Below are 14,443 nucleotides of genomic sequence, written 5' to 3'. Positions count from 1 at the left end.
AGTGATTTCCATGAATATACGTTTAACTTTAATTTTCTATCTCTAATTTTTCTATTTTTATAGATGGTATTTTATGCTCTACATTGCTTTCATCTTTAATCACCGAGCTACCTACTTCCCCTATAACTTTAATCTTATCATTTTCTTTTAGTTGATACGATTTATCATAATCTCCAACTATTCCAACGATTTTTGAATCAGCAGCACAGCATGTCATTATAATCCTTCCTATAATTATTTGATCTTTATTTAAGTAATTTTCTTTACATACAAATCCATGTATTTCTAACTTTTTCCCTATATATTTTTCTGGATTAATCCGTATATCATCAAGCATTGTAGGATTATGTTCGTCAATTCTTATAGTTTCTTCATTGTTTCTTATGTTGCTCTTATTAAAATTATACTCAAATTCATGTTCATATAATGACTTTCTATCAATAACACTTGTTTTGTTTTCTAAAATTTCTAAATTCAGCTCTGAATGTTTAAATGTTTGCTGCTTATTAATAGATATGAAACCTATTATTAAGGCTAGTATTATTGGAAACAATTTTATTTTAATATTCATGCTGCCTTTAGGTGTAAATATATTTTTTATTTGAAAAACAGTAATTATACTTATCATTATTATAGTAATATAAAAATATTTAATCATATTACTACCTATATAAAAACCTATACTTCCAGTAGATATTAAATATATTATAGAGAAATCTAACAATATAAGAACAATAAACCATAAAAACTCATCAAAATTAAATCTTTTCACTTATTTTTCAGCTCCTTTTTATATTTAAATTGCTATCATTTAAAGTGCATCTTTATATTCCGCACATCATGAATAAAAAGGAGATTACAAATACAACAACTATTGTACTTATACTTAATTTAAGTACAAAACTTTTTTTAAAGGCTCCAATAATCATAATAAGATTTTTCAAATCAAGCATTGGACCTAAAATTAAAAATGCTGTAACTCCACTAAGTGAATAGTTAGTTAAAAAACTTTTTCCTACGAATGCATCCACTTCTGAACAAAGAGATAAAAAGAATCCAAGCAACATCATTGCAACTATTCCTAGAATCTTATTATTAGAAATAAAGTTTATTTCTCCATGAGATACTGCCACTTGAAATACGCTAGATATAAATGTCCCAAGTATCAAGTATCCCATTATATCCAAGAACTCTCTATTTGTATGTTCAATTATTCCTCTTAATTTGTTTTGATTTTCCACATATGAATTACATCCGCAGTTACAATAGCTATCATTATCTATAAAATCTATCACTAATCCTTTCTTATCTTTTTCAAGCGAATTTACTATCATTCCAATTAGAATTGCAGCTATAAATCCTCCAACTATTCTAAGAAGCACCATAATTTTTTTATCGTAAAATGCATAGTAAGTAGACATTATTACAACAGGGTTAATTATAGGTACAGCAAGCATAAATGTTACTCCGAACCCAACAGGTACACCTTTCTTTATAAGCCGTCTTGTTATAGGAACAATTGCGCATTCACAAACCGGAAAAATAAGACCTATCAAAGCAGCTCCTAAATATCCTAAAATATTTGCCTTAGGTATTATCTTAGCAATAATCCTTTCTGATATACATGTTTGAATTATAGCAGATATGAGAGATCCTATTATGATAAATGGCATTGCCTCAAGAATTATACTTGTAAATATACTTGCAAAATCTCCTATAACTTCAATATATATAAGGGTTGGATATTTATTGTAAATATATATTGATAGTATTACTACACTTATAATAAAGAAAGCTTTAACCTTCTTCTTATAAAGATTCATACATTTTCCTCATTTCCCTCATATTTTATGTTAGTACTTTTTTTGTAGTTTATCATTTTAATTTTTATCTTTTTTAAACACCCATTGTCCAATACCCTTGCTTCCCTAAGTGTAGAATTCAAAATATACTTATTACTAACTCGTAAAATAAATGCTTTAGGATTTATATTCTTAACTTTTTTAAAACCTTCATTTAAAATTTCTTTTTTGCAATAATCTATATTATTAATAACAATCATATTGGCGTTTTGTATAAAAGGTATTATAAAGCCTCCCATATTGTCAATATATTGCTTTAATGTCTTACCATCTGCAACAAAGAATATAGTCGTAATCTTACTACATTCTCTATAAATTCTTTCATTCAATATATCGAATAATTCTTTTAAATCAGAGGTTCCATTATATTCAATTATTATTCTGTTAGGTTTATATTTTTTTATTGAGTATATCATTTTTTCTTTTAAATCTTTAATATCTAAAGCATCCTGGATTCTTACAAAATTACTTATGTTACTAGAATGTACAATATTTTTTTCTCCTTGCTCTAATTGAAAAACCAGTACTTTTTCTCCATCAACTAAACTTTCTTTTAAAAGTGAATTTATAAATGACGTTTTTCCAGCTCCTAAAAAACCTGTCACAATCTCAATATGTATTTTCATAATTCCACCACCTCTCTACAAAGTTTTAATAATTAATAATTCTTATATTTGCCTAATAAATAGACGTTCTAATTCCCTTTTATTTAACTCACTACCAATTATTGAAACCACTTTCTTATTTGACCATCTAATTTTCCTGCTTTTAAATTCATTAGGTACATAATCAAATTGATAATATTCTCCATCGTTTGCTTTAAAAACACCTTTAGCTCTTATTATTCTTCCGAACTTATCATTAGTTGAAATAAATTCGAATTTTTTTTGAATTTCAAGCATACTTATATTTTCTTCAAGATCTATAGGATAGCTTTCAAAAATTTCATTTGCACTATGATTTACTTCTCTTCTCATCTGCTTACTTGCGCTAGAGCTAATACTAGAATTTGCAGCAAAAATTTTTCTTTTTTCATTTATTACATTTGTACTAAGAAAATCACTTCCTTTTAATAACTCCCATGGTTTATATATTATTTTAGCTTTCAAATTTAACTTTCTTATAGAATCTATAGTTGTATCAATTTTTTTATTATCTACAAGTTGACTTCTGCTTAAAACTATAGTTTTTGCTCTTTTTATTTGATTCTCATAAAATTCCTTAAAATTTTTCAAATACATATCATAATTTCTAATATCAATTAAAGTAAAAATATTTCTAATTTCGAGCTCATGCTGAAACTTCTTTTCTTGGAGAATATTTAATATCTCACTTAATTTTGCTACTCCTGAGGGTTCAATTATTATATTGTTCGGATTATACTTACCTATAACTTCTAAAACAGCTTCTCCAAAATTTCCAGATACCTGACAACAAATGCATCCAGAATTTATTTCCTTAATTTCAATATTACTTTCTTTTAATATGTCTCCGTCTATTCCAACTTCTCCGAACTCATTTTCTATAATAACCGTATTGCTATCATAAACCTTTTCTGACAATAACTTTTTTATTAACATTGTCTTTCCAGCACCTAAAAAACCTGAAAATATATCAACTTGAACTTTCATCAAACTTTTCTCCTTCCATTGCAACCATACATTATATTCATATTTTTATTTATACTATAATTGCTCAATATATATGAATAAAATTTATTTACAATTTTTCATAACAAAAAAGTCCTTATAATTAATAAAAAGTTATTAATTATAAGGACCCTCGTTATAGCCTAAGCTAAATGAAATAATTAAATATGTTATGCTACTATTTTATTTAGATATATACTTTAACTTATAGCTATAAATTTATCTAGCATTTATAAAAATCCAAGAAAAATTCACATATATTTCTATTCATATTAACAACAGAATTAATATGGATAATAGAAGAAATGAGTAGCTCTATCTGTTGTCGCAGTATCTTGAAGAATAAGCCTTTTATGTAATACCGAATTTCCAAAGCTTGTCCTTTGGTTATCTACAATATAAGCATATCCATCTTTATCCCAACCCATAAAAATATAAACATGAGTATAATTATTTGTAAATACAATATCTCCTGGTTTAATCTGAGAGAAATCATAACTATAGACAAATCCCATATTCTTTAATATGTTCTCTAACTGATATGTATTTGCTGTTGAAGTTGGTATATTAACACCTATTCTTCTTAACGCTTCAGATGTAAAATATACGCAGTTATTACTAGTAATTCCGTCATGCAATGCAACAGCAGTACTATCTACACTTAATTGATTATTTACATTAGTCATATATTTAAATAGCTGATAGTTTGTACCTGAATGCGAATAATTAGAGGAAGTATTCACTGTTTCACCGCTAGGATTAACATATGTATAATTATCTATCCACACATTTTTAATTAATGAACCATCACTAGAAAATCTATATTTTTTACCGTTTATAACCGTATCCCCTGATGCCATTATACCTGACGTACCATCCAGATAGTATATCTTATCATTTAAAGTTAACCATCCATATTGCATTGCTCCTGATCCTGAAAAATAATAATAGCTATTGTCTATCTTTACCCATCCAGTTGCCATTGCTCCATTATCATTGAAAAAGTATTTAGCACCCTTTATTGTTTGCAATCCTTTTTCCATTTTTCCATCTTTATCAAAGTAATACCAATTTCCAGATATCTGCTTCCAATCATTTTTTATTGCTCCATTTATTCTATCATAATAGTACCAATTCTTATCCTTATCGCTTTCCCAACCATCTTTTACATTACCATCGTCATTGAACTGATATTCCTTACCATCGATAGTTTCAGTTCCTTTAAGCCTATTTCCATTTCTATCCAGATAGCACCATTTACCCTTTAAAAAATACCACCCCTTATCTAACCTAAACTTATTTCCTTCAACATCGCAATAAGTATAAGTACCATTTACTATTTTTTGAGTTATATTTTTAGGTAATCTCTTTAATTGATTATTTCCTAAATCTAAATAAGTTAATCTAGGTAAATCTCCCAAATAATCAGGAATATCTTCATATATATAGCAAGAATTTAAGTTTAGATACTCTAGATTCTTTAACATCTTTATTTCTTCCGGTATATTATTACCAACTCTTTTATGGCTTAAATCAATTTTTTTGATATTCAAAAAATCTGCTTCTGTTAAGTTGTCCACTTTTTTACTTAACTGCTTGGCCACTTCTTCTGTAAGCCAGTTGTCATTAATTTCAACACCACTCTTTTCTACAACTTCCCCACTAATCCTTGCGTCTTTTGCATAAGTTATTACTGGAATACTATTAATACATAAAAATACTGCTAATATTGCTATTTTTTTTACTCTATTGCGTCGCATCTAATCGTCTCCCTTGATTTTTTTCATATAAATTATACCATTTTAGACGTATAATCTCAAATAATTTTAAAAAAATCAATTTTAGGAAATTTAATAGTATCTGCTTTTTTCTCACTTATTCTATATACTTTTAAATTATATGATTTTCTAGAATATTACTTAAATCTATATCTCGAATTGAGTTAACAATCATATCTGCTTTAGATAAATCTTGATTTCCAGAGTTAATATTTTTAAATCCTATACAATTCATTTTAGCATCTTTTGCAGCAAATACTCCATTCCTAGAATCTTCAATAACGACACATTCTTTTGGCGATATTCCCAATTTTTTTGATGTTTCAATATAAATATCTGGTGATGGTTTCCCTCTTTCAACTTCTTCTCCGCTTATAATATATTTAAAGTATTCTTGTAATTTAAACTTTGATACAACTATATCAATTAAATCTTTAGGTGATGATGATGCTATTGCAGCAGGAATATTTCTATTCTTTAATTCTATTAACAATTCTTTGATTCCATCTATTGGCTCTAAATGAGATTCAATAATCTTCATTTTAGTCAATTCTACTTTATAGTCTATTATTTCTTCCAGTGATTTTTTTATATTGTAATTTTCCTTTATATCCGTATACATATATTCATTTGTTGATCCTACGTATTTTTCCAATTCTTTTTCTGAAATATCACAACCTAATTCTCTTATTGTTTGCATATCCACCTCAAAATGAATTGGTTCACTATCAATAATTACTCCATCCATATCAAATATAAATGCTTTCATAATATACCTCCAAATTAATAAAATACATAAACTTTACATCGCTTTAGAATTTGCTATAATGATCTAAACAATTCCTCAAACGTATCGAATTCAACTATACCTTCATCACTAATCTTATCTTTTTCGCATGCTGTATAAATATATCTAAATGAACTAATTCCACTTAATATCTCATTAAATTCTTCTATTTTCTTTTTAAAAAACTCGCTTGCATTTTTAAATTCTCTATATCCATAATCCATCCCCTCCTTTTGCATAATAGAATTATGCAAAAGTTACTAAAATCGTTTCTTAAATTTATCTATATCACTTATCTTTTATCTCAAAAGCTACTTTATATAACATACATTTAATTTTGCAATCCTACTAATAGATTATGATTATTTTTTAATTAGTTAAGTAAGAATATAATAATTTAATAGTATTTTCAAAAGCACTATAATGAGTCCTTTCCATGCCATGAGATGCGTGGACACCTGGTCCTATCAACGCTCCGCGTATATCATTTCCACCTCTTAAAGCAGCCCCTACGTCTGAGCCGTACATTGGATAAATATCTACAGCATATTTAAGCTCATTATCCTTTGCAAGATTAATTAGTTTTGTTACCATATTATAATCATATGGTCCTCCTGAATCTTTGGCGCATATTGATACATCATATTCACTGCAAGTTAAATCATCGCCAATACATCCCATATCTACTGCTATCATCTCAACTATATCGCTTGGTATATATGATGCTCCATGTCCAACTTCTTCATAAGTTGAAATTAATATCTTGGTAGTATATTTAGGAACTATTTTTTCTCTATTAAATAATTCCAATAAACCCATTAAACAAGAAACACTACCTTTATCATCAATAAATCTTGACTTTATAAACCCACTCTCAGTAATTGTTGTTTTAGGATCAATAAATATAAAATCTCCTACACAAATACCCAACTTTTGAACATCACTTTTTGAATGAACCTCTTCATCAATTCTTATTTCCATATTTTTTGGATCTCTTGTTTTACTTGAGCTATCCTCAAAAACATGGGCTGCAGGACTTGTGCTTAAGAATGTTCCTGTATATTTCTTTCCTTCCCTTGTTCGTATTGTACAATATTCGCTGTCTAAAGTCGGAACAATTGGTCCTCCAAGTAAGGTAAACTTTATTTTTCCATCTGAAGTTATTGATCTAACCATGGCTCCTAACGTATCTACGTGCGCAGATAATCCTAATATTTTTTCATCCGATTTACCCTTTATAGTTATTATTCCACAACCTTTATTGGTAGTTTCAAAACTATATCCTAGTTCTTTAACTATATCTCTTATTTTATCAATTATCTCAAAGCAGAAGCCAGTTGGACTATCAAATTCTAATATCTCCTTTGCAACATCTAAAACGTATTCTTTATTAACACATAATTCCATAAAATCAACCTTCCTTCAAAAATTAAAATCTCTTTGTTAATTTCAAAAATGCCTAATCATAAATTCAGACAAAAATTTCATTATATCAATATCCTTAACTCTTACTCTATATGACTAATAACATTCTCTAATAAGTAAAATTAGATACAATTCACTAAATAGGATTTCCAAAAGTAATCCTATTTAGCGCATTGCATCCAACTTTGCTATACTTTTATCATAATTCTTTTTAATTATTACTCAAAATAAATCTTAATTTTCCAATTAAAATATCCATTTCTTCATCGGTTCCTATTGTTATTCTCAAAAAATTATCTATTCTTTCTTTATCAAAATATCTTACTAGTATTCCTTGACATTTCAAATTCTCATAAATAAACTTCCCAGAAGCACTGTTATGACTAGCAAAAACAAAATTTGATTTTGACTTTAAAACTCTAAAATCTAATTTTTCTAATTCCTTGACCACTTTTTCTCTTGTTTTTACTATTTTCTTAGTTATTTCCTCAAAATATTTACTATCTTGAATAGCTGCTTTAGCCCCAGCTAAAGCCACTCTATCTATAGTATAAGAATTTATGCTATTTTTAATTCTGTTTAATCCCTCTATTAAATCTTTATGACCTAGCGCAAATCCAACTCTTAATCCTGCTAATGAACGTGATTTTGATAATGTTTGAATTACTAAAAGATTATCATATTCATGTATATATTTAACCATTGACTGGCCACCAAAATCTATATAAGCTTCATCAATAATTACTACTCTATCTTTATTAGCTTCAATTAAACTTTTTAAGCTTTCTGTATTTATATATTTTCCTGTTGGAGCATTAGGATTTGGTATTATTACTCCACCATTTGTCTTTTTTAGCTCTTCCAATGGTATATCAAAATTATCGTCTAATTTTACTAATTCATAATTTAAATCAAAAAGTTCAGCATAAACCTTATAGAAAGTATAACTTATATCTGGAAATAATATTTTTTTGTTCTTTGAAAAGAAAGTCATAAACGAAAATGCCAAAATCTCATCCGAACCATTTCCTATAAATATTTCATTCTCATCTAACTTATAATAATTAGCTATTTCACTTATTAACTCACTACATGTTGGATCTGGATAAAGTTTCAAGTCACCATTAACTGCGTTCCTCATGGCTTCTAAAACTTTATCTGATGGTGGATACGGATTTTCGTTTGTATTTAATTTTATGTACTTTCGATCCTTAGGCTGCTCCCCAGGCACATAAGGCTCTATTTCTCTAACTTTATCATTCCAATATTTACTCATACAACTGCCCCCTAGTATGTTATGTTTTTACTATATTATACATTAAGTTTAAAATATCTTCTATTACTTTATTATTATTAATAATTCTTAAAATAAACGAAAGATTTCCAAAATTTTAACATTTTCTTATAATTTATTGGTAAAATGTTTATAGTAAGATAGAAATATTGCTATTAAAAACTTTTTTGCTTTATTTAAGTTCAGTATAAAAGGAGTGGTAAATTTAATGAATAGGTTATTCAAGGGTATTGTTATTATATTTTGGATATCGATCTTATTTATTTTTCTTAAATATCAATTATATAGTGATGGAGTTAATAAGATAATATTTTTTTTAAATACATATGAAAAATTCAGTGCAATTTTATTTTTCATAATTGCATCGCTAAGAATTTTCACACTAATACCTTGTACAATTTTTATAATTATTGCTGGAATATTGTTTAATCCATATGAAGCATTTGTTTTAACTGCAACAGCGAATTTGTTAAGTGAAATTCTATTATTTTTCTTTGCAAGACTTACGTTTGGAATGAGTTACCAAGATAAAATAGTAAATAAATATTCCAAAATATACAACATGATTAAAAAAAATAATGTGCAACTTCTAGCTTTAGGTGTATCTTCACCAGTTGTTCCCACCGACATTATTTGTTTTTTTTCTGTATTAGCTGAAATTAGCTTTATTAAATATACTTTAACAATATTTTTTGCAGATACGCCAATAATTTTGCTCTATACATTTTTAGGAATTAGTATAAAGTATTCTTTGTACGTATTTGCTGTTATGCTTTTTATTATCATACTAGTTAATTATTTTAATTTCAAAAAATGGAGTAATCAAACTAATTAAACAAAGATAGCTATTAATTATGTTATTATATTTACATAATCAATAGCTATTATTAATATTTATCAAATCTTATCGTTTATATAGGGATCTTACTTAAGCGCATCTATAGGCGAATTTCCTATACCTTTATAATCTTACATATAGCCCTTAAACACAACTGAATTTTTACGACAAATCCATTTCTTTATATGTTTGTTGCATCACCTAATATCAAACCTTTATGTTTATAAAATATTAAGCGAAATTTACAACACGACTTTTAATATTTAAATATCTCATTCTTTTTTCAATCAAATACAAAAAATATCTTATAAATTTATCATATTACAATCTTTTTTTAAATAAAATGAATATATTATACTAAAATAATTTTTAGGAGTTCCATATGATTCTTATATCACCTCTTTTACTAGCTATTTCAACAAATATAGTAACATTATCATTTTTTTTATCTTATGGAATTAAGAAAATACATTTATCTAAATCAAATAGTATTTTACTTGCAATAGTAACTTCTGCTAGTACATTTGTTTCTATGTATATTGGTAAATTAATTCTGCCCTTAATAGATCCTAAGGTCAGTAATATATTTGGTGCTATTCTTTTAAGTTATATTGGTATTTCTTTTATAGTTGAGAATATTCGCTTAGAAAAAAAACGTCTTGGTTACGATACTTCCTTTTATTATGAAAGTTCTTTTAAATATAAAAACCTCTTGGAGGATTCTTATATTCTAAATTTAGATAACTCTCATAATATAAATCTAAGAAAATGTTTAGCTCTTTCCATCTCACTATCTGTAAACAATATTTGTACAAATTTTGCTGCAAGTATAACAGGTGTTAATCTTAGTATAAGTGTATTTTTAAATTTTATTATTTCTATCTTATTTGTATATATAGGCTACTTTAATCGAAATATCAATTTTTCAAAATATTTGATTAGATATTCAAATTTTATTTCTGGAATTGTATTAATCGCTTTCGGAATTTATGAAATATTTGTTTAATAATAATATAATAATGCCATGGAGTAGTAATGCAGAATATATCCATGGCATTAAAAATTATTTTTAGAACATTAGCTTATTCTAAAATCCATTCTATTCGTATCTAAGTGCTTCTATAGGATCTAGTTCAGCTGCTTTCTTTGCTGGATAATATCCAAAGAATACTCCAATAAACATTGAAAATGAAAAACTTACTAAAATAACTAATGGCGATACTGTAGTTGCATATCCCATAGCTTTTGAACCAATTGCTCCTGCACCTAAACCAAGTAATATTCCTAAAATACCACCAATGGAGCATATTATAATTGATTCAACTATAAATTGCATCTTTATATGACTGCTTTTAGCTCCAAGTGCCTTTCTAGTTCCTATCTCTCTTGTTCTTTCTGTAACAGATACTAGCATTATATTCATAACTCCAATTCCGCCAACCACTAGCGAAATTCCTGCAATAGCAGATATAGCCACTGCAACTGTAGTCATCATTGATGTCATTGATTCAAGCATACTTTCCATATTGCTTGCTTGAGCTTCAAACTTTGCATTTTTTGCATAAAGCTTAGATAAGTAGTCTGATAATTCATTAGTAAATGACTGAACATTTACTTCATCTTTTGCTTTTATTTGAAATGTCTGGTAATTTTTATTAGTTGCTGTCTTCTTTGTTACAGTAACAGGAATATATAGGTCAGTAGTTAAATTTTCATCAGATGTTGTTCTATTTCCTCCCGAAGCCTTATATTTATATACTCCAACTATTGTGTATGTGTAAATTGCATTTGATGTATAAACTTTTATATCTTGATTTATGGGATCTACATTTGTTCCAAATATCTTGGATACTAATTTATCTGAAACTACTGCAACATCTTTTGCTCCATCAATATCATTTTGTGAAATATATCTACCTTCGGCCATTTCCAAATTTTTAACATCTTTATATCCAACATTTGTCCCTACTGTGCTTACATTAGAATACGTTGAATCATTTTTAACTTTACCTGAGCTACCACTTTCAGATACACTTATAGAACTTATTTCGTCACTAAAGTTTTCCTGTAAATCATTTATCTGTTCCATTGTCATAAGGTCAATATCTTTTGCAGTGCTACTTGATTTTCCTTGTCTTCCTGAACCTCCTGGAGGCATTCCTCCTCCGCTTGCTGCTTTCATTGCACCTGCACCTGGCACTCCACCCCCACCTTGTGGTGCGCCACCGCCTGACTTTGCGCCTCCACTATTATTTGGTGAATTGCCATTTGAGTTTTTCGAGTTTGAACTATTAGAATTTTTCGAACCTGAATTTTTTGAATTCGAATTATTTTTGTCCTTTAAATTCGAATTATCGGAATTCAACGAATTTAATGTACTTGTAGTACTTTTTTCTTGCACGTTAACTGTAATATTAGTTGCACCCATTGAAGACATTGAACTTGTTAAAGAAGAGGTCATTGCATTTCCTACTGAAACAACACCAATTACTGACGCTATCCCTATTATTATTCCAAGCATTGTAAGTAACGCTCTCATTTTATTGGATTTAAGCCCCGCAACTGCAAGCATTATATTTTCTTTTATAAACATACTTTGTCCTCTTTTGGAAATCTTCTGTAGTACATATCATTCTTTTTTTCAGATATTATATTTCCATCCTTCAAAGTTATAATTCTTTCTGTTTCCTCCGCAAGTTCGCTATTATGGGTTATAAATACAATGGTTTTGCCTTCCTGTTCATGAACTTTATGAAACAAATCCATAACCAATCTTCCAGTTGTTGAATCAAGTGCACCTGTAGGCTCATCCGCAAGTATTATACTTGGATCATTAGCTAATGCTCTAGCAATAGCCACTCTCTGCTTTTGTCCTCCTGACAGTTCATTGGGTTGATGAGACATTCTATCTTTCATTCCAACAAGATCTAAAAGTTCTTCTGCACGTATTCTTCTATCTTTTTTACTCATTCCATAGTAAAGCATTGGCAATTCCACATTTTTCAAAGCTGAACTTCTTGGAATTAGATTATATGTCTGAAATACAAAACCTATTTGTTTATTTCTTACTTCAGATAAACCATTATCAGATATTTCATTGATATTTGTACCATCTAAAATATAGTTCCCAGAAGTTGCTCTATCAAGTGCTCCTATAATATTCATTAATGTACTTTTTCCAGAACCAGATGAACCAACTATTGCTACAAATTCTCCTTCTTTTACACTAATATCAATTCTTTTTAAAATATTTAATTGATTTGGAGTTCCAATATAGAAGCTTTTTGTAATGTCTTTCATTTCTATTATATTTTTACTCAAAGACACTCACCCCCTACTTTGTTTTTCTAGAATTTATTTCTACTGGATCACCAACTTTATAGCTTGTTGGTTCATTAAGTATAATCATTCCATCTGATAGATCAGAACCATCAATTTCAACATTTGCATTTGATTCTATACCTTTAGTTACTGGAATCTCCTTAACGATATATTTCCCACCCTGTTCAACTGCTGCATAAACCTCGTTTTGTCCACTGTTATTAATTACTGCTCCATATGGTACTGAATAAATATCATCTTTTTCATCTGTGATAATATTTACTACTGAATTCATACCTACTTTCACCTTATCATTTTTACCGGTTAACTGTACCTTAACTGTGAAAGATACATCACTGCTTGTCGTATTACTAGTGCTACTAGTACTAGTGCTAGTTTTACCGTTACTACTACTAGTTGTACTTGTACTCGCACTGGCAGTACTAGAAACTGGTTCAACACTTAAAACTTCTGCATCAATAATATCAGAACCTGAAGCATCCGTTGTTATTTGAGCTTTTTGTCCCACTTTTACTTTTGCGACATCTGTTTCATCAACACTCGCATTAACAATTAAATTGTCTAAATCCTGAATTACAAATAATGCCCCAGATGCTTGTATACCTACTACAGCATTTACATTAGTTACTGTCCCATCTACAGTCGCTACAACCTGAGCATCTTGCAATTTCTTTTTCTTGTCTTCATATGCAAGTCTATTACTCTTATCATTAGCTGCTGCTTGAGCAGATTCATAAGCTGTTTTTGCTTCAGATAATGCTTGATCAGAATTAACTTTTGCTGCTTCTAATGCAACTGTTGATTTATCATAAACTCCTTTGGAATTTTCATAATTGGTTTTTGCTGTATTTAGATCTTGCTGAGAGATTTCGCCATTTTGAAACATGACCTTATCATATTCATAAACTTTACTCTTATCTTCCATATCGAGTTTTGCACTATCAACAGATTTTTCTGCATTTATTATATCAGTTTGTAAGTTATTATCATGTAAATACTGCAAATTGTCATATTTTTGTTTTGCACTTGTTAATGATAACTGATTTTTTTGCTCATTTGCATTTAGAGTTTGTTCTGCCTCAGCAAGTTGTTCTTGAAGAGTTGATGTATCTATTGTTGCAAGCACATCCCCTTTTTTTACTACATCTCCAACTGAAACATTAATTGATGCAACATTATATTCTAAATTTGAATATATATTAGTTGAATCTCCACTCTTTATAGCGCCTGATGAACTAATTGTTGTAGCAATATTTGTTTTCTTAAGAGTTGTATACTTAACGCTGCTTTGTGTTACTTTCGTTTTAGCAAATTTAACCTTATAAATACCTGCTCCTATTGCTAAAACAACTAATATCGCAACTAAACTTATAACTTTCTTTTTAGTTAAAAATTTTTTCTTGCTTGCTTCAGTTGTTTCCATAATTTCTTTATTAGCTAAAGTTTTTTTATTAAATAAAAGCTTCAA

14 protein-coding genes are annotated in these 14,443 nt (G+C 28.2%); 2 read left to right on the top strand and 12 right to left on the bottom strand.

What is annotated here, in order from left to right:
• Positions 1 to 28: 28 nt before the first annotated feature.
• The 9 genes from AXY43_RS24075 to hisC all read right to left on the bottom strand — a co-directional run bounded on the left by AXY43_RS24075 (position 29) and on the right by hisC (position 8,777).
• Positions 29 to 772 carry a TIGR03943 family putative permease subunit gene (locus AXY43_RS24075; RefSeq protein WP_017210052.1) on the bottom strand — a complete coding sequence of 248 codons (744 nt, stop codon included), beginning with the start codon at positions 770 to 772 and terminating at the stop codon, positions 29 to 31.
• Between the two features lie 52 nt (positions 773 to 824).
• Positions 825 to 1,823: a permease gene (locus AXY43_RS24070; protein ID WP_039772392.1), complete on the bottom strand. Its 999-nt coding sequence runs from the start codon at positions 1,821 to 1,823 to the stop codon at positions 825 to 827.
• Positions 1,820 to 2,488, bottom strand: coding sequence for a GTP-binding protein (locus AXY43_RS24065; protein ID WP_017210054.1), 669 nt, complete (start codon positions 2,486 to 2,488; stop codon positions 1,820 to 1,822). The genes AXY43_RS24070 and AXY43_RS24065 overlap by 4 nt, the downstream gene beginning before the upstream one ends.
• A gap of 42 nt (positions 2,489 to 2,530) precedes the next feature.
• Positions 2,531 to 3,493: a GTP-binding protein gene (locus AXY43_RS24060; RefSeq protein WP_023976836.1), complete on the bottom strand. Its 963-nt coding sequence runs from the start codon at positions 3,491 to 3,493 to the stop codon at positions 2,531 to 2,533.
• Between the two features lie 302 nt (positions 3,494 to 3,795).
• Positions 3,796 to 5,271, bottom strand: coding sequence for a leucine-rich repeat domain-containing protein (locus tag AXY43_RS24055; protein WP_039772388.1), 1,476 nt, complete (start codon positions 5,269 to 5,271; stop codon positions 3,796 to 3,798).
• Between the two features lie 130 nt (positions 5,272 to 5,401).
• On the bottom strand, positions 5,402 to 6,058 hold the full coding sequence (locus tag AXY43_RS24050) for an HAD family hydrolase (protein WP_011969137.1): 657 nt from the start codon (positions 6,056 to 6,058) through the stop codon (positions 5,402 to 5,404).
• Between the two features lie 53 nt (positions 6,059 to 6,111).
• A complete protein-coding gene (locus AXY43_RS24045) occupies positions 6,112 to 6,300 on the bottom strand; it encodes a hypothetical protein (protein WP_017212999.1) in 189 nt (62 codons plus the stop codon).
• 145 nt (positions 6,301 to 6,445) lie between these two features.
• Positions 6,446 to 7,483: a M42 family metallopeptidase gene (locus tag AXY43_RS24040; protein ID WP_017212998.1), complete on the bottom strand. Its 1,038-nt coding sequence runs from the start codon at positions 7,481 to 7,483 to the stop codon at positions 6,446 to 6,448.
• A gap of 229 nt (positions 7,484 to 7,712) precedes the next feature.
• On the bottom strand, positions 7,713 to 8,777 hold the full coding sequence (gene hisC / locus AXY43_RS24035; RefSeq protein WP_105412293.1) for a histidinol-phosphate transaminase: 1,065 nt from the start codon (positions 8,775 to 8,777) through the stop codon (positions 7,713 to 7,715).
• A gap of 226 nt (positions 8,778 to 9,003) precedes the next feature.
• Here hisC and AXY43_RS24030 point away from each other — a divergent pair, with 226 nt between their 5' ends.
• Positions 9,004 to 9,630 carry a TVP38/TMEM64 family protein gene (locus AXY43_RS24030; RefSeq protein ID WP_105412292.1) on the top strand — a complete coding sequence of 209 codons (627 nt, stop codon included), beginning with the start codon at positions 9,004 to 9,006 and terminating at the stop codon, positions 9,628 to 9,630.
• A 385-nt stretch (positions 9,631 to 10,015) separates the two neighbouring features.
• On the top strand, positions 10,016 to 10,639 hold the full coding sequence (locus AXY43_RS24025; protein WP_023975342.1) for a manganese efflux pump: 624 nt from the start codon (positions 10,016 to 10,018) through the stop codon (positions 10,637 to 10,639).
• A gap of 93 nt (positions 10,640 to 10,732) precedes the next feature.
• On the opposite strand, the gene AXY43_RS24020 is transcribed toward AXY43_RS24025, so the two are convergent.
• Genes AXY43_RS24020 through AXY43_RS24010 form a run of 3 tightly spaced genes read right to left on the bottom strand, consistent with a single transcriptional unit; the run spans position 10,733 to position 14,443 of the window.
• Entirely contained in the window at positions 10,733 to 12,226 is a 1,494-nt protein-coding gene (locus AXY43_RS24020; RefSeq protein WP_017212996.1) for an ABC transporter permease, read from the bottom strand.
• Positions 12,217 to 12,954, bottom strand: a complete 738-nt coding sequence (locus AXY43_RS24015) for an ABC transporter ATP-binding protein (protein ID WP_105412291.1) — start codon at positions 12,952 to 12,954, stop codon at positions 12,217 to 12,219. The genes AXY43_RS24020 and AXY43_RS24015 overlap by 10 nt, the downstream gene beginning before the upstream one ends.
• A 13-nt stretch (positions 12,955 to 12,967) precedes the next feature.
• Positions 12,968 to 14,443, bottom strand: a complete 1,476-nt coding sequence (locus AXY43_RS24010; protein ID WP_039772385.1) for an efflux RND transporter periplasmic adaptor subunit — start codon at positions 14,441 to 14,443, stop codon at positions 12,968 to 12,970.

Origin of the sequence: Clostridium sp. MF28 (assembly GCF_002969175.1) — a bacterium.
Taxonomy (GTDB): Bacteria; Bacillota; Clostridia; order Clostridiales; family Clostridiaceae; genus Clostridium; species Clostridium beijerinckii.
The sequence above is the reverse complement of the archived record's forward strand: the minus strand, read 5'-3'. Positions and strand labels throughout refer to the sequence as shown.